This is a genomic window from Gilvimarinus polysaccharolyticus, from assembly GCF_001187555.1.
In the GTDB taxonomy this organism is placed as follows: Bacteria; Pseudomonadota; Gammaproteobacteria; order Pseudomonadales; family Cellvibrionaceae; genus Gilvimarinus; species Gilvimarinus polysaccharolyticus.
In genome coordinates, this window is sequence record NZ_LFIJ01000001.1 from 1,225,811 (window position 1) to 1,242,702 (window position 16,892).

General features: G+C 49.8%; 16 protein-coding genes. 3 read left to right on the plus strand and 13 right to left on the minus strand.

Translation table 11 applies throughout. The annotated features are described in order from the left end of the window. The first annotated feature begins 52 nt into the window (after nucleotides 1-52). Together GILYN3_RS05155 and GILYN3_RS05160 are read left to right on the plus strand one after the other, a co-directional pair. On the plus strand, nucleotides 53-643 hold the full coding sequence (locus GILYN3_RS05155) for a porin family protein (RefSeq protein ID WP_049721852.1): 591 nt from the start codon (nucleotides 53-55) through the stop codon (nucleotides 641-643). A 116-nt stretch (nucleotides 644-759) separates the two neighbouring features. Then, nucleotides 760-1,593 (plus strand): CvfB family protein, encoded by an 834-nt coding sequence (locus tag GILYN3_RS05160; RefSeq protein WP_049721853.1) that lies wholly within the window; start codon nucleotides 760-762, stop codon nucleotides 1,591-1,593. A 6-nt stretch (nucleotides 1,594-1,599) separates the two neighbouring features. Here the strand turns inward: GILYN3_RS05160 and GILYN3_RS05165 are convergent, their stop codons facing one another. The 3 genes from GILYN3_RS05165 to guaB all read right to left on the minus strand — a co-directional run bounded on the left by GILYN3_RS05165 (nucleotide 1,600) and on the right by guaB (nucleotide 5,409). Next, nucleotides 1,600-2,217: a YceI family protein gene (locus GILYN3_RS05165; protein WP_049721854.1), complete on the minus strand. Its 618-nt coding sequence runs from the start codon at nucleotides 2,215-2,217 to the stop codon at nucleotides 1,600-1,602. Between the two features lie 13 nt (nucleotides 2,218-2,230). Continuing rightward, nucleotides 2,231-3,808 (minus strand): glutamine-hydrolyzing GMP synthase, encoded by a 1,578-nt coding sequence (gene guaA / locus GILYN3_RS05170; protein WP_049721855.1) that lies wholly within the window; start codon nucleotides 3,806-3,808, stop codon nucleotides 2,231-2,233. Nucleotides 3,809-3,933: 125 nt separating this feature from the next. Then, entirely contained in the window at nucleotides 3,934-5,409 is a 1,476-nt protein-coding gene (gene guaB / locus GILYN3_RS05175) for an IMP dehydrogenase (protein ID WP_049722572.1), read from the minus strand. A 218-nt stretch (nucleotides 5,410-5,627) separates the two neighbouring features. Between guaB and xseA the strand changes: the two genes are divergently transcribed. After that, nucleotides 5,628-6,974 (plus strand): exodeoxyribonuclease VII large subunit, encoded by a 1,347-nt coding sequence (gene xseA / locus GILYN3_RS05180; protein WP_049721856.1) that lies wholly within the window; start codon nucleotides 5,628-5,630, stop codon nucleotides 6,972-6,974. Between the two features lie 131 nt (nucleotides 6,975-7,105). On the opposite strand, the gene der is transcribed toward xseA, so the two are convergent. The 10 genes from der to GILYN3_RS05230 form a co-directional block, all read right to left on the minus strand. Then, entirely contained in the window at nucleotides 7,106-8,491 is a 1,386-nt protein-coding gene (gene der, locus GILYN3_RS05185) for a ribosome biogenesis GTPase Der (protein ID WP_049721857.1), read from the minus strand. Nucleotides 8,492-8,550: 59 nt separating this feature from the next. Further along, entirely contained in the window at nucleotides 8,551-9,693 is a 1,143-nt protein-coding gene (bamB, locus tag GILYN3_RS05190; RefSeq protein ID WP_049721858.1) for an outer membrane protein assembly factor BamB, read from the minus strand. Beyond that, entirely contained in the window at nucleotides 9,690-10,367 is a 678-nt protein-coding gene (locus GILYN3_RS05195) for a YfgM family protein (RefSeq protein ID WP_049721859.1), read from the minus strand. The genes bamB and GILYN3_RS05195 overlap by 4 nt, the downstream gene beginning before the upstream one ends. A 58-nt stretch (nucleotides 10,368-10,425) precedes the next feature. After that, the gene (gene hisS / locus GILYN3_RS05200; protein WP_049721860.1) at nucleotides 10,426-11,706 is read right to left on the minus strand and encodes a histidine--tRNA ligase; all 1,281 of its coding nucleotides are present in this window, start codon (nucleotides 11,704-11,706) and stop codon (nucleotides 10,426-10,428) included. 50 nt (nucleotides 11,707-11,756) lie between these two features. Further along, nucleotides 11,757-12,869 carry a flavodoxin-dependent (E)-4-hydroxy-3-methylbut-2-enyl-diphosphate synthase gene (gene ispG, locus GILYN3_RS05205; RefSeq protein ID WP_049721861.1) on the minus strand — a complete coding sequence of 371 codons (1,113 nt, stop codon included), beginning with the start codon at nucleotides 12,867-12,869 and terminating at the stop codon, nucleotides 11,757-11,759. A gap of 2 nt (nucleotides 12,870-12,871) precedes the next feature. Beyond that, the gene (locus GILYN3_RS05210; RefSeq protein WP_049721862.1) at nucleotides 12,872-13,750 is read right to left on the minus strand and encodes a RodZ domain-containing protein; all 879 of its coding nucleotides are present in this window, start codon (nucleotides 13,748-13,750) and stop codon (nucleotides 12,872-12,874) included. Nucleotides 13,751-13,761: 11 nt separating this feature from the next. Continuing rightward, a complete protein-coding gene (gene pilW / locus GILYN3_RS05215) occupies nucleotides 13,762-14,589 on the minus strand; it encodes a type IV pilus biogenesis/stability protein PilW (RefSeq protein ID WP_232305508.1) in 828 nt (275 codons plus the stop codon). Nucleotides 14,590-14,755: 166 nt separating this feature from the next. Next, nucleotides 14,756-15,913 (minus strand): 23S rRNA (adenine(2503)-C(2))-methyltransferase RlmN, encoded by a 1,158-nt coding sequence (gene rlmN / locus GILYN3_RS05220; RefSeq protein WP_049721863.1) that lies wholly within the window; start codon nucleotides 15,911-15,913, stop codon nucleotides 14,756-14,758. Between the two features lie 17 nt (nucleotides 15,914-15,930). Further along, nucleotides 15,931-16,356 (minus strand): nucleoside-diphosphate kinase, encoded by a 426-nt coding sequence (gene ndk / locus GILYN3_RS05225; RefSeq protein WP_049721864.1) that lies wholly within the window; start codon nucleotides 16,354-16,356, stop codon nucleotides 15,931-15,933. A gap of 109 nt (nucleotides 16,357-16,465) precedes the next feature. Continuing rightward, a complete protein-coding gene (locus GILYN3_RS05230) occupies nucleotides 16,466-16,888 on the minus strand; it encodes a SufE family protein (RefSeq protein ID WP_049721865.1) in 423 nt (140 codons plus the stop codon). Between the last annotated feature and the right edge of the window lie 4 nt (nucleotides 16,889-16,892).

The window sequence follows — 16,892 nt, forward strand, 5'->3', positions numbered from 1 at the left end:
AAACAGCGTTTTATCAGTCCGTTTGCACAAACATCCACAGGAGTATAAAAACATGGCTTTACCTGTTAACACTACACGCTTGGCTATAGCCGCCGTTGTTTTTTCAGTCGCCAGCGGCAATGCTTATGCCGATCGCAGTGCCGCATTAAAAGACGCCTACGTAAGCTATAACAACGCCGGCTTACACTATATCGAGCAAGATTTAGACGACTACAACTGCAACCAAGATGGACTGCGCGCATACGCTAGCGTCGATATTGATGGGCATTGGTACGCTCTAGGCTCGGTAACCGATGTCAGCGGCAATCATGGCTGCGGCTCAAGCACACTGGCAGCTGGGGCTGGTTATCGCACGGCATTTAGCCCGAGCTTTGATTTGTATGGTACGTTAAGCGTTGAACATACCTCCCCCGACAACGGCTCAAATGACACAGGGCTTATTGCCGCAGCGGGCCTGCGCGGCATCATCTACAACAACATTGAAGGTAAAGCCGAAATTGCCCATCACACCGCCTTTAGAGACACTACGGCATTAAATCTGGGCGCCAATTACTGGTTTACTCGGACGATCGCCGCGACATTGGACACATCACTCTCAGACGAAGGTAACTCAATTGCCGCAGGGGCTCGTATAAACTTCTAACCACGCAGTATTTAGCTCGACAAAAGCAGGCGGTGCTTAGGATATTAACTAAGCACCGCCTGCTTTATTTTTATAGACGCGTTACAATCGCCTTTTTTGCTTAAGGCGACTTAACTATGGCCCACATTGGCCGCTATGCGACCCTTCCCATTGTTAAACTGGTAGATTTTGGCGCTTATCTTGATGCCGGTGAGCTGGAAACTGTATTGCTCCCCAAGCGCTACCTGACTCCCGAGATGACTATCGGCACCGAGGTAGATGTATTTCTTTACCTCGACTCCGACGATATTCCGGTTGCCACCACCCTCAAACCATTTACCCAAGTAGGCGAAACCGCCCTGCTAAAAGTAGTTGATATTAACGACGCTGGAGCCTTTTTAGAATGGGGACTACCCAAACACCTATTGGTGCCCTATAAAGAGCAGCACAAGCGTTACGAGCTAGATAAATCTTACGTAGTCACTCTGTATCTAGACCAATACTCGCAACGCATTGTCGGCTCTTCTCGTCTTAGCCGTCACCTAGAAGAGGACGGCCGCCACCTTAAGGTAGGCGAAAAAGTCGACCTGTTAATTTGCGGCAAAAGTGATATGGGCTTTAAAGCGGTTATAAACCAAGAGTATCTCGGTTTAATTTTTCGCGATGATGCTTTTAAGCCGCTGCGCTACGGGCAAAAAACAGATGGCTATATTAAGGCCATTAGGCCCGACGGAAAAATAGATTTATCGCTGCAACCGATGGGCGACAAAGGCCGAGATCGCCTACAACAAAAGATTCTGGATCATTTACAGCAGTCAGGGGGGAGCTCTACCCTTGGCGACAAGTCTGACCCGGCCGAGATCACCAAACAGTTTGGGGTAAGCAAAGGAGCTTACAAAAAAGCATTGGGTACATTATACAAGCAACGTGCAATTAGCATTACGCCAGATGGTATTCACCTGACAAAATAAGACGAATTATTTACGCCGAATAAATTCGGCGTAAACTTCAATAACAACGGCATCGCCAATCAGAGGGATGTAACTATCCATTCCAAATTCAGAACGCTGAAAGTGTAGCTTGGCATCAAACCCAATCACCTCATCCCCCGTTAAACGATTGGTCGTACTCCCACGTAACGTAACCTGCAATTGGGCATCAGCGGTTACTCCACGAAATTGCAGTTTGCCAGGAAATCTTAGCTCTTGCCCTGTCACCTCGGCATTGGCACTAGAACTGAAGTAAGCCTTAGGGTATTTTTTAGCACACAGCCAATCGCAGCTGGTTAAAGTGTCGGCAAAGTCTGGCCGATTGACATCTAAAGAGGCTAATTCCACTTCGGCACGAATCTCACTAGCCGCCGGATTTTGCGCGTTATAATCCAGTTGCGCATCTGCGCGATTAAAACGCCCGACAAAGGATGACACACCTAAATGATCCACTTTAAACAGAACAGTCGTGTGGTGAGGGTCGAGCTGATAATTACCGGGGGTAAAGCGATGAATATCGGTTTGAACGGGAGCGGACAGCAGCTGGCCGCAAGCGGCCAGCGTCAAACAAGTCAACAATAATCCAAAGCGAATAAGGTAAGCCATATAGCCTACAAGCTTATTCCCACTCGATGGTGGCAGGCGGCTTACTGGATACATCGTAGGTTACACGAGACACACCGGAGATTTCATTGATAATACGATTAGAGGTTTTCTCTAGTAACTCATAGGGCAAATGCGCCCAGCGAGCTGTCATAAAGTCAACGGTCTCTACCGCGCGCAGAGCAATAACCCACTCATAACGACGGCCATCACCGACCACGCCAACGGATTTAACCGGCAAAAATACCGCAAATGCCTGACTGGTTTTATGATACCAATCGGCCGCGCGCAACTCTTCTAAGAAAATCGCATCGGCTTCGCGCAAGATATCGGCATACTCTTTTTTCACTTCACCTAAAATGCGTACCCCCAAGCCTGGTCCTGGGAACGGATGGCGATACACCATATCGTAAGGTAATCCCAACTCTAAACCGATAGCTCGCACTTCATCTTTAAATAATTCACGCAGTGGCTCTACCAACTCTAGCGCCATATCATCGGGTAAGCCGCCAACATTATGGTGTGACTTAATGACGTGCGCCTTGCCAGTTTTACCTGCCGCCGACTCGATAACATCGGGGTAAATGGTGCCTTGTGCCAACCACTTAACATCGCGAATTTTAGTCGCTTCTTCATCGAACACTTCGATAAAGCTATTGCCAATAATTTTACGCTTTTTCTCTGGGTCATTTTCGCCACCTAGACGCGACAAAAATAACTCTTCACGATCAGCACGAATCACTTTAACGCCCATGTTTTTAGCAAACATGTCCATTACTTGATCGCCCTCAAACTTACGCAGCAAGCCGTTGTCGACAAACACACAGGTAAGCTGATCGCCAATCGCTTTATGCAGTAGCGCGGCAACTACAGAGGAGTCCACCCCGCCCGACAAACCTAGTAAGACTTTATCGGTGCCTACTTGTTCACGAATTTTTACCAGCGCATCATCGACAATATTAGCCGGTGTCCACAGTGCTTTACAGCCGCACAATTTAAGCACGAAGTGCTCAAAAATACGCTTGCCTTGCAAGGTGTGGGTCACCTCAGGATGAAACTGCAAACCGTAAAAATCTTTCTCATCGCAGTACATACCAGCAATCGGACATGACGGCGTAGATGCCATGACCTTAAAGCCTTCGGGCAAAGAGATCACTTTATCGCCGTGACTCATCCAGACATCTAACAGGGTATTACCTTCGGCGTCGACGTGATCTTTAATATCGTCGATCAACGGGCCTTTGCTATCAATTTTAACTTGGGCGTAACCAAATTCTTGTATCGCCGAGCCCTGCACCGCACCGCCTAATTGCTCGGCCATGGTTTGCATCCCGTAGCAGATACCCAACACCGGCACACCCAGTGTAAATACCACCTCGGGCGCACGTGGCGAGTTGGCCGCAGTAACCGACTCGGGCCCCCCCGCGAGAATAATACCACTGGGGTCAAACTCACGAATTTCTTCCTCGCTCATATCAAAAGCGCGAATGATGGAGTAAACCCCCACCTCCCGCACACGGCGAGCAATCAACTGAGTGTATTGAGAGCCAAAATCGAGAATAAGAATACGCTGAGCGTGAATATCCTGGGTCATAGGGTTTCCGCAAACGGTTAAAGTAAAAATGAAAAACCCCTGCACATTGTGGCAGGGGTTCTTTGCCTGGCTGCCGGGTTAAGGCGGCCTAGGCAAGCGTTATCGGGTCAAGAGCGCCGAAAAAACTAATGCCCGCTAATGGGGTAATTAGGTGCTTCTTTGGTGATCTGCACATCGTGCACATGGCTTTCGCCCATACCTGCCGAAGTGACTCGAACAAATTTTGGCTGGGTGCGCATTTCATCGATATTTTGACTACCGGTATAACCCATCGCCGAGCGCAAGCCACCCATCATCTGATGCACAATAACATGCAATGGACCTTTGTAAGGTACACGACCTTCAATGCCTTCTGGTACTAATTTCTCAGCGCCAGCACTGGCATCCTGAAAATAACGATCAGACGAACCTTGAGTTTGCGCCATGGCACCCAACGAGCCCATACCGCGATACGCTTTATAAGTACGTCCTTGGTACAGCTCAACCTCACCTGGCGCCTCTTCTGTACCAGCAAACATCGAGCCCATCATAACGCAATGCGCACCAGCCACCATGGCTTTGGCAACATCGCCAGAAAAGCGCACACCGCCATCAGCGATAACAGGTACACCTGTATCTTTTAACGCCTCGGCAACATTGGCAATGGCGGACACTTGCGGCACACCCACGCCACTGACTATACGAGTGGTGCAAATAGAACCTGGCCCAATACCTACTTTAACGCCATCAGCGCCGGCGTCTACCAACGCAAGTGCAGCCTCTGCAGTCGCGATATTGCCGCCAATAACCTGTAGGTCTGGGTGCTGTTGTTTAATGGCACGAATACGATCGAGGACATTTTTTGAGTGCCCATGAGCGGTATCTACCACCAACACATCAACACCGGCCTCTATTAATGCCGCCACCCGAAGATCAGTATCGGCGCTGGTGCCAATGCTCGCACCTACCCGCAAACGCCCTTCTGGATCTTTACTGGCGCTAGGAAACTGCTCAGCTTTGTTTATATCTTTAACGGTAATCATACCGGTCAATTCGAACTTATCGTTCACAATCAACACTTTCTCAATTCGGTGCTTATGCAGCAACGCGCGTATATCGGCGGCCGAGGTACCCTCAAGCGCGGTAACAAGCTTTGCTTTAGGTGTCATAATACTGGCTACAGTCGCATCAAAGTTGCTTTCAAAGCGAACATCTCGGCGGGTCACAATACCCACCAAATCGCCGTTTTCCAGTACCGGAACACCCGATATATTGTGGGCTTGGGTCAATTGCAGCAGCTGACTAATAGTCGCGTTCGCCTCGATAGTGATGGGATCTTTCACCACCCCAGCTTCGTACTTTTTAACAGCGCGAACTTGCTGCGCCTGATTTTCAATTGACATACTTTTGTGGATAATACCAATACCGCCCTCTTGAGCTATCGCAATAGCCAAGCGCGCTTCTGTAACAGTATCCATCGCCGCAGAGATCAACGGGATATTGAGCGAAATCGTGCGTGTTAAGCGAGTTTTTAAAGACACGTCTTTAGGGGTAACCTCGGAGTAACCGGGCACCAGCAAAACGTCGTCAAACGTGAGAGCCTCTTCAGCGATCCGCAACATAGCTATCCAACCTTTGGCCATTAGAAAATAAGCGCGGCATTATACCTTATAATTGGCCCGTCAGTAAACTAAGGCAAGCCCCCGCCGGCCCCCTAACCGCCTGATATTCTTTTATATTTACGACTAAAAAAACACAGCCTTACAATAAAGCTTATCGGGCGCCTAACGTAGCCAGCATTAACCCCCCGTTTTTAACGTAGCTTTGTTACAATCGCCCCATGACCAATACCCTAACCAACACCGCAAACAATCCCACCCGTAAAATCCACAGCGTCACAGCCCTTAATCGCCTGAGTCGCCAACTGCTGGAACCCCACCTGCCAATGGTGTGGGTCGAGGGTGAGATCTCTAACTTTGCCAAGCCAAGCTCTGGGCACTGGTACTTCACCCTAAAGGACGATGCCGCTCAAGTGCGCTGCGCTATGTTTCGCTCGCGCAGCAGCGGCCTGCGTTTTACTCCACAACAAGGCGAACAAGTGCTGTTGCGTGCGCGGGTTAGCTTGTACGAAGGTCGCGGCGACTATCAGCTGATCGCCGAACACATGGAGCCGGCCGGCCACGGCGCGCTACAACGTGCCTACGAACAACTTAAAAACAAACTCGCCAGCGAAGGCTTGTTTGAGCCCGAACGCAAACAAACATTGCCCGAGTTACCGCGCCATATTGGCGTGATCACCTCACCCACCGGCGCCGCGATTCGCGATGTGCTATCGGTACTGCAACGGCGCTACCCAGCCATTCCCGTCACGGTTATTCCAGTGCCGGTGCAAGGCACCGAGGCTGCGCCCGCGATTGTTCGCGCGCTCGCATTAGCGGCGCGCAGCAAACTATTTGATGTATTGCTGGTAACCCGAGGGGGCGGCTCCTTAGAGGATTTATGGCCCTTTAACGACGAGCGTGTGGCGCGGGCGATTTCACTCTGCCCTATCCCCATTATTAGCGCCGTGGGGCACGAGGTCGACACCACCATTGCCGATTACGTCGCCGATGTACGCGCGCCAACCCCATCGGCCGCCGCCGAACTGGTCGTGCCCGACATGGCCGAGCAACTCACCCGCTTGCAAGTGCGAGAACACCACCTAGGGCAAGCCATCCAGCGCCGCCTACTAAGCTACAGTGAGCAACTAAAGCACCTTCAAAAACGCTTGCGTCATCCAGGCGACAACCTTAAGCAACAAGCGCAGCGACTCGATCAGCTAGAGTTACGACTCAATCATATTATGGCTCGGCAGCTAGAACGAAACCGCCAAAAACTAGCCAACCTAAAGGCCCGCCAACCAAACCCGAGCCGCGCCTTGCAAGAAATAAAAACGCGGCTAACTTGGGCCAATAGCGCATTATTACAACAATGGCAAACAAGCCATCAACGCGCCTCGCAACGGCTGAGCGAAAATGCCCACCTACTGCAAAGCGTCAGCCCGCTTAGCACCTTAGGCCGTGGCTACGCTTTAATCACCGATGCCCAAGGCGTAATTGTGCGCGACAGCAACGACGTGCAAAGCGGCGATACCGTGACGGCAAAGTTAGCCCAGGGTGAGCTGCGCTGTCGGGTGCTTGAGCGATAGCAGTAGACGAGTATTGTTCTGGCGATACGGTAAGACACTGTATTTAAATGTGGCGGCAAACAAACAACACAGCGATATCAAACAAAAAAAGCCTCAACGCAAAACGCTGAGGCTATTTAATAATGTTGCAGCTAGCTGCCTTTGCGCGGCGAGTGGCGCACACGTGTACTGCGTGGCGCCGATGGATTAGGTTTTTTACGATCGGAGAATGGATTTTCACCCGACTTAAATTCAACCCGTACCGGTGTGCCGCGCAACTTTAACGCGGTGCGGTAGGTTTTCTCTAAGTAGCGTACATAGTGCGCTGGTATTTTGGTGGTTTGATTGCCATGAATAATAATAACCGGCGGATTGCTACCACCTGCGTGAGCATAGCGCAGCTTAATACGGCGGCCATTAAACATGGGCGGCTGATGCTCGCTAACAGCGGCTTGTAACACTTGGGTTAAAAAGCTGGTCGAGAGCTTATCGGTTGCCGAGGAGTAGGCCTGCTCAATCGACTTATACAAATCACCTACGCCGGTACCATGCAGTGCCGAGATAAAATGAATGTTAGCAAAGTCGATAAAACGCAAGCGACGCTCTAGCTCATTTTTAACATATTGTTTATGGCTATCTTCTAGACCATCCCATTTATTAAGGGCAACCACCAACGCACGGCCGGCATCAATAATAGAGCCAAGCAAGTGCAAATCTTGATCGACCACACCTTCGCTGGCGTCCATCACCAAGATGGCAACGTTGGCATCATCGATCGCCTGCAAGGTTTTCACAATCGAGAACTTCTCAACTGTCTCTGATACGTTTTTACGGCGTCTAACACCTGCGGTATCGATAATGGTGTAAGGCTTATCAAAACGTTCGTACTGTATATAAACGCTGTCTCGAGTGGTACCTGGCAAGTCGTACACCACAACTCGGTCTTCACCCAACATACGATTTACCAATGTCGACTTACCCACATTGGGGCGCCCAACTATGGCCATTTTAATGCCAGTTGAGGTGGCGATAGGCTCTTCTTCGGCCTCGGGCAAGTCCTCAAACACTGTTTCCATTAAACTTTTCACACCGCGCCCGTGGGTCGCGGTAGTGGCATAAACCTCACCAACGCCCAGCTCGTAAAATTGCGAGGCGACCATATCTGGGTCCATACCGTCAATTTTATTGGCAACCAAGTAAACTTTTTTGCCCCCCGTACGCAAATGGTTGGCAATGGCAAAATCACCGCTGGTTACGCCATCGCGACTCGACACCATAAATAACACAATATCGGCTTCCTCAATCGCCTGCAGCGATTGCTCGGCCATGGCTTTATCAATACTGACTTCTTCGCCGGTAATACCACCGGTGTCGATCACCATAAAGCGACGACCATCGTACTTTCCCTCGCCGTATTTACGGTCGCGGGTAAGACCCTCGTAATTGGCCACGATGGCATCTCGAGTGCGTGTCAGGCGGTTAAACATCGTGGACTTGCCCACATTGGGTCGTCCGACAAGGGCGATGACTGGAATCATAATTTTGAATCTTGTGTCCGGGGTGCGGCCCAATAAGGGCCACAGGGGTATGGGTGCAATCAGTGCTTGGCGATCGCGTAGGCCGCCAGTGTACCATCATTGGCCAAAACGTATAGAAGTTCGCCATCGCTCCACAGCGGTACACGAACACCCGACCTGTCGATACGTACGCGCGCCGCAAAACGACCGTCGCTAGTGTTTAAAAAGTGTACATAGCCATCTTCATCTGCCACCGCGGCATAATCACCCAACACGGCTGGCCCTGTGAGCTGGCGGCGTAGCATTAGCTCATTGCGCCACAATTCAGCACCACTTGCAGCGTTGTATGCGGCAACCGCGCTGTTGTCCTTGGCAAGGTACAAAGTATCGCCGAACAAGCCAATCTCTTGGTAACTGGACGAGTCAACAGCCCACAACGGACGGCCATTAGAACGACTGATAGCAAGCAAACGACCCTGATACCCACTAAGGTACAAAATACCATCACGCAGCAACGGCGAGGCGTGAATATCGACCATTTTTTCTAGGTCCGAGCGACCTTTTGGCATCGCGACCCGCTGCTCCCATAAAATAAGACCATTTTGTGGGTTAAACGCCATCAACCGACCGCTGGAAAAACCCGCATAAACGGCGGCATTAGTAATAACCGGCGATGGTCGACCACGTAAGGTCAACTTAGGAGGCGGGTTATCGTAAAACCATAGCACCTCACCATTCGTCGCATTTAGCACGGTTAGACGGCCATCAAGTGTTTGCGCCGCCACAATGTTTTCATCACCGGTAGGAACCGACATCACTTCGCCGCTTAGCTGTGTGCGCCATAACTCACGACCATCTTCGGAATTAAGAGCTAACACCTCGCCCTCATCGGTGCCAAGCAGCAGTTGCTCGTGTCCTAGACCAACCCCACCCGATAAGGTGATATCTAACGCTTTAGTCCACTGCACTTTACCCGTCCGACGATTTAGCGCATAAAGCTCGCCCTGATAATCGGCGGCGTACAATGTATCGCCGTTAACAACTGGGGTGATTCGGGTATAGCCATCACCTTGACCACTGCCAATACTGCGCCGCCAAACCTGCTCGATCTTAACGGTAGGTTCAAAATCAACCAACTCCATCGGCTCGGTGCCATCATCTTTGCTAAACAAAGAGCAACCAGACAGACCAATCACCAGCCACAGCAGTGCTAGATATCTCATGCAGAGGGCTCCTCGCTATTGTTAGCCGGTTTGAGATTATCAATTTTCATTTGCAACACTAACTGACGTTGCTGCTGCTCGGGTCCAACTTTTTCAATGGCACTTTGATAAGCGGTCAAGGCCGCGGCACTGTCGCCGTTTTGACGCAAAATATCACCACGCACTTCAGCTTGCTCAGCGGCAAAACCGCTAGCAGGCTGATTAGCCACTAACGATAAAGCTTTGTCGTAATTGCCCTCTGCGGCCAACACTCGCGCCAAACGCAAGCGTGCTATCTCCTGCAACGCGGGGCTATCGCTGGTATCGATCACCCAGCTAAGCTGGCCTTTAGCGGTTTCTAAATCGTTGGCAGATAGCGCAGCTTGGGCTGCATACAACGCGGCTTGTGCGGCATAAGCGCTGTTTTTGTCTACGTCTTTAATCTGTTGCGCCAAATGGCCAATAGTGGCCCGGTGCGCCTCATCGGCCAAATCGCCCTCGCCTGCAGCTGTTACCAGCTGCTCGTAAAAATCTGAGGCCATTTCGGCCTTAGCCTGCTGCTGATCTTGCCAAAAATTCCAGCCAAAATAGCCGCTAGTCGCGACTGCGACACTGACGATAATAGTCGAACCGTACTCTTTCCAGAGGCGTTTTAAATTTTCTATTTGTTCTTCTTCGGTTAGATGTTCGCTCACGAGTTGCTCCTAACGGGTCTGTCTTATGTTTTGTCTAAAATAAATTCCACCGCGCCAATTAGCGCGGCGGACAGTAATCTGCCAATACAGCAGCCAGCTCAGTACGAGCCAGACTTTGCTGGGGTTTATCTTCGCGCAAGTACTTTACCACGACACAATCGTTAGCGGCTTCATTCTCACCCAAAATCAACGCCACAGCAGCACCGCTTTTATCGGCCTTTTTAAGCTGGCTTTTAAAACTGCCAGCACCGCAATGCATCATCAGGCGCAAATTGGGTAATGCTTCACGTAAAAATTGCGCTAAAGTTAAGGCGCTGACCTGAACCTCACCTACCGCAGCTAAATAGACATCAAGCGGCTTCTCGGCTTCAGCCGGCACTACCTCTTGCGCCTGCAGCAACAACACCAAACGCTCTAGGCCCATAGCAAAACCCACCGCAGGGGTTGGCTTGCCACCTAATTGCTCGACTAAGTTGTCGTACCGGCCACCGGCACACACGGCACTTTGAGCACCCAGTTTATCGGTCACCCACTCAAAGGCGGTGCGGCCATAGTAATCTAGCCCGCGCACCAAGCGTGGGTTGACCCGGTATGGGACACCAACGGCGTCCAACAGTTGCTTTAATGTATCAAAATGCGTTTTAGATTCGTCATCAAGAAAATCCAGTAACGAGGGGCCACCATCCAGTAACGCTTGTGTGGCCGCCACCTTGCTGTCTAAAATCCGCAGCGGATTGCTACCAAGGCGACGCAAACTATCCTCATCTAACGCCTCTTGGTGCTCGCTAAGATAACTAACCAAAGCCTCTCTAAAGCTTGCCCGCGCGACATCGCTACCTAAAGAGTTAATCTCAAGGGTAACGCAATCGTCTAACTTCAGCGCCTTAAACAAGCTGTGACTTAGCAGCAACAGCTCAGCATCAATATCTGGGCCGTCCAAACCATAGGTCTCAATACCTATTTGGTGGAATTGGCGGTAGCGTCCTTTTTGTGGCCGCTCGTAACGAAACATGGGCCCCATATACCACAAACGCTGAGTTTGGTTGTAAAGCAAGCCGTGTTGCTCGCAGGCGCGCACACAGCTGGCGGTACCTTCTGGACGTAAGGTGACACTCTCACCACTGCGGTCATCAAAGGTGTACATCTCTTTTTCAACAATATCGGTCACTTCACCAATAGAGCGTTTAAACAGATGGGTTTGCTCCATAATGGGAAAGCGGATTTCCCGATAACCAAAGCGCGCCAAGGTTTCTGTGACGGTTTTTTCTAAATATTGCCAAGCGGCGATATTATCGGGAAGAAGATCATTCATCCCCCGGATTGCTTGAATTTTTTTCAATGGTTTGCCTTACATTTATCTAAATGACAGCCAAAGCACACAGCGTATGCTTAACTTTTGGCGATAATATTTTTTTCGGCGCGCAGCTTTTCATCAGCTTTAGCTCGGATCAAGCGCTCAAGGTTGTCGACTAAATTGTCATTGCCAAATTTGGTACTGGGCTGACCGTCGACATAAACTAAGTTACTCGGTGATCCCCCCGCCAAACCAAGATCGGCTTCTTTGGCTTCGCCGGGACCATTCACCACACAACCAATAACTGCAACATCGAGAGGAACGGTAATGTCTTCAACCCGCATTTCCAGCTCGTTCATGGTTTTAATAACATCAAAGTTTTGTCGCGAGCAACTTGGGCAGGCAATAAAGTTTACGCCTTTACTGCGCAATCTTAAGCTGCGCAGTAAATCCCACCCCACTTTAACTTCTTCTACCGGATCGGCCGCCAAAGAAATACGAATAGTATCCCCAATGCCATCAAGCAGCAGCGCGCCCAATCCCACCGATGACTTTACCGTGCCCGAGCGCAAGCCACCGGCTTCGGTAATACCCAAGTGCAACGGTTGATCAATTTTTGTTGCCAGTAATCGGTACGCCGCAACCGCCATAAAAACATCCGACGCTTTTACACTGACTTTAAAGTCGTGGAAGTTTAGCTTGTCGAGAATATCCACATGACGCATAGCCGATTCGACTAAAGCCTCGGGGGTTGGCTCACCGTATTTTTTTTGTATCTCTTTCTCTAACGAACCGGCATTAACACCGATACGAATCGGAATGCCTAAGTCGCGGGCTTTATCGACAACCGCGCGAATACGCTTATCACGACCGATGTTACCCGGATTTATACGCAGGCAGTCTACGCCTAAATCGGCAACTTTAAGTGCGATACGATAATCAAAATGAATGTCTGCCACTAACGGCACGGTGACAAGCTTACGAATCTCACCAAAGGCATCAGCCGCCTCTAAAGTGGGCACCGATACCCGCACAATATCGGCTCCGGCATTTTGCAGCCGCGTCACTTGTTCAACGGTAGCTGCGACATCATTGGTATCGGTGTTAGTCATGCTTTGCACAGCAATCGGGGCATCGCCGCCCACAGGTACATTGCCCACCATAATTTGGCGTGATTTACGCCGTACAATAGGAGATTCACTGTGCATAACTAGGTCTCGGTGTTAACGTCAAAACGAACCACTTTGTCGGCGCCCGCGGCTTCTGGGATATTCACGCTGTCGCCATTAAGAGCTATCTCAACGCCTTCAGGGTTGCCCAGTTTGACATCGAATGGTGCCACACCATGCAGAGTAACGCTGGTGCCTTGACGCTGTAAGTCGGCGGCCAGAGAATCCCCATTGGCATCGTGAACCTCTAACCAACACTCGCCATCAAAGCTAATCACTAGCTCATCCAGCATCGGCTCAGCAGCCATAGCGCTGCTTGCCACATCAACCTCGACTGAGCTGACGTCACCAATCGTCAAGTCACTAACAACCTTGCTCGACTCTGCATCGCCCTCAGGCTCGCTCATAGTGGAGCTCAAGCCAAGCGCTACTGATTGCTTTATTTCAGCGATTGGCGCGTTATCGTTTTGCTCACTAATATCAGAGCGAGTCTCGTTAGCCGGCGTTTTATGCGCGGCAAAATACCAATATAAAACCCCTAGCAACAGCAACAACACTATCGCCATGGCAATACGGGCAGGCCAAACAGGTCGACTGCTGTTGATTTTCACATTAAGCGATTCACTCTGCGTTAGCGGGTCTTCTGCAGGCGCAAAATTAGCATCAAAATCGCGCACCAACATATCCTCATCTAAGCCAAGGTATTTACCATAACTGCGCAAATACCCTCGAGCAAAAACAGGCGAAAACAACTTTTGATACTGGTCAGTCTCAAGTGCAACAATTTTATCTAGCTGAATATTTAACACGCTAGCAATTTGTTCGCGGGATTTTCCTTGCCGCTCTCTGGCCTCAACCAATTTGGCACCAATGCTTTGATTTGGGCTTAACGTTGAATCCATATTTGTTTCATCAGACATAAATAACTCGTCTACTCTTGCTCTTGCGTTATTTGCTTGTACTCGAGATATTCTTGCGAGTACGGATATTTATTTTTTAGCGCCATTACATAGCTAGCTTCGCGGTCTTTGTTGCCAAAAATTCGCTCAAGTTTAATCCCCAGCAATAACGTTTGTGGCGCAGGACGGGCGATTTGCCCGTAAGCATCTAAATAGCGTTTAGCCGAAGCATAATCGCCCTGCTCAAAATAAAGCGCCGCCAGTTCATACTTAACAGCGGGCATACCGGCATTAATACGGTTCGCGCGTTCGAAGGCCTCTTTGGCTTTTTCAGGCTCGTTTAACTTAAGCGCGGTACGCCCTAAATTAACCATAACCTCAGCCCGATTGTCATAATCAAGCGCCTCAGACGCCCTATAAAATTGATCATAAGCTTCAGCATAACGCTCGCGCCCAAACAAAAAAGCACCATAGTTATTGCGCGCACGGGTGTAGCCGCTATCTTGCCGCAAGGTTTTTTTAAAGTACTCCTCTGCAAGTTTAGGCTCGCCCTCCAGCTGATAAAGCATCGCCGTTGCAAAAGTTGCGTCCAACGAGTTACTGTCTAATTCAAAGGCTTTACGCAGATGATGACGCGCCGACTCACGGTTTTTACTTTCTATATATTTAAGCGCTAACTCCACATGACTGCTTAGGGCTTTATCTTCATCAACCTGATACTTTGATGCGGGCACTGTACTCACGCAGGCAGAAAGCACTAGGGCACATAAAACACCTATAAACACACTCAGCAATCGTCGCACCGCACACAAGGCCGTCATGGTAGAGGACACATTGAGGGCCTCAGCTTTGGCTATCATTTGTTTGATCGTATTTAACGTAAACATGCTATGTTCATCGGAGCCTTGCATCAAAACACCTCTTTGATTACTTACGATTCGCTTACATTCCTTCGAAGCTTTCAATATTAACGCCACTCGATTAAAGAGTATTTAAGCTTTAGCCACTTGAAAACTGAACAGGCAGTTAACTTACAAAAGTCACTGGCTCGTCTTTTACAAAATTAGCTCGGTATCGCTCTGAGCGTTTAGTGAGATCGTTTACGGTGCCAGCCAACTGACCACAAGCCGCGTCAATATCATCACCACGAGTCGTCCGCACGGTGGTAATAAAACCCTCTTCAATCAAAATATCCTGAAAACGCCGCAAGGCGTTATTACTAACACGTTTATAGTTAGACAGATTAAAAGGATTAAAAGGAATTAAGTTGATTTTTACTGGCACTTCGCGCAGCAACTGTGCCAGCTCACGAGCGTGTTCGGGCCGATCATTAACGTGATCGATCAAGGTGTACTCAATCGTAATTTTACGGTGAGTATCAGGCAAACCGGCAATGTAACGCTGAGCGGACTCGAGCAACATGGCGATAGGATACTTGCGATTAATGGGTACTAACTCGTTACGCAGCGCATCGTTTGGAGCATGCAGTGAAATGGCCAAGCAGGCGTCAGTGTATTCACCCAGACGATCTAACTGTGGTACTACGCCCGATGTACTTAAAGTGACACGGCGCTTAGAAATCCCATAAGCGTTGTCGTGCATCATCAGGTTCATTGAATCAACAACGTTGTCGAAGTTCATCAACGGCTCGCCCATGCCCATCAGCACTACGTTGGTAACTCGGCGCGGCGCACCGGCTACCGTTTGGCCAAACGACTTAGCCGCGATCCATACTTGGCCAATAATTTCGGCAGCGGTTAGATCGCGGTTAAAGCCTTGCTTACCCGTCGCACAAAAGCTGCAGTCGAGTGAGCAACCCACTTGCGAGGAGACACACAAAGTGCCGCGCTCGCCCTCGGGAATAAATACAGTCTCGACCACACTGCCGCCGGTTACGCGAATCAAAAACTTGCGGGTGCCGTCACTCGAGTCGAGTTGTTCTAACACTTCGGGCGCAACAATCTCACAGCGTTCTTTGAGTTTTTCACGCAGAGGCTTGCTGATGTTGGTCATCTCATCAAAATTATCAACACCTAATTGATGAACCCACTTGAGCACTTGAGCGGCGCGAAAGCGCTTCTCACCCATGGATTCAAAAAAAGCAATCAGCTTAGACTCAGGTAACCCCAAGAGGTTGATCTTGTCTATTTGGGGAGCACTTATCTCTACGCTTTCGTCTGACATAACCTTACCTGCGCTAATTAGCGCGAATGAATTTCCTCGGCGGAAAAGAAGTACGCAATTTCACGTGCCGCAGCTTCCGGCGAATCAGAACCGTGTACCGCATTAGCGCTAACCGCTTGGGCAAAATCGGCACGGATTGTCCCGGGGGCCGCATCAGCTGGATTAGTGGCACCCATCAGTTCGCGATTTTTAGCAATCGCGTTGTCGCCTTCTAGCACCTGTACACAGACAGGGCCCTGCACCATAAACTCTACTAATGAGGCAAAAAAGGGTCGCTCTTTATGCTCGGCGTAAAAACCTTCCGCTTGCTCTTGCGTCAGTTGAATGAGCTTAAGCGCCGCAATTTTTAACCCAGCCGCTTCAAATCTTTGGATAATCGCGCCAATGTGGTTATCACCAACCGCATCGGGCTTAATAATTGACAGTGTCCGCTCTTTACTCATGCATTACTCCATTCGCTCAACTTGTGGGCAATTAAGCCCCTCTTATACCCAAAACCCGCGAATTATACGCGGGTTTTGGGTTATTTTATATCAATACCTAATGGGCTGCTTAGCTCGCCTCGTGCGCGGTACGCTGAATACGCTGCACCATAGATTTCAAACCGTTGCCTCGAGTCGCGCTGAGGTGATTTAACAAGTTTAACTCAGCAAAATAGCCGTCAATATCAAATGCAGCTACCTCGGCCGGAGTTTTACCATTGTAAGCCGCCAGCACTACAGCCAACAGCCCCTTAACAATAAAGGCGTCGCTGTCGGCGACAAAAAATAGCGCGCCATCGCGTGACTCGCTGCGCAACCACACCGGGCTCTGGCAGCCCCGCACGATGTTCTCATCGGTTTTGTAGCGTTCATCCAGTGCTGGCAGCTCTTTGCCCAGATCGATAATATACTTGTAACGCTCTTCCCAGCCATCAAAAAAACTCAGCGTATCGATAATATCGGCGCTAGTGATCTCTGTACCAAATTCACTCATTTAC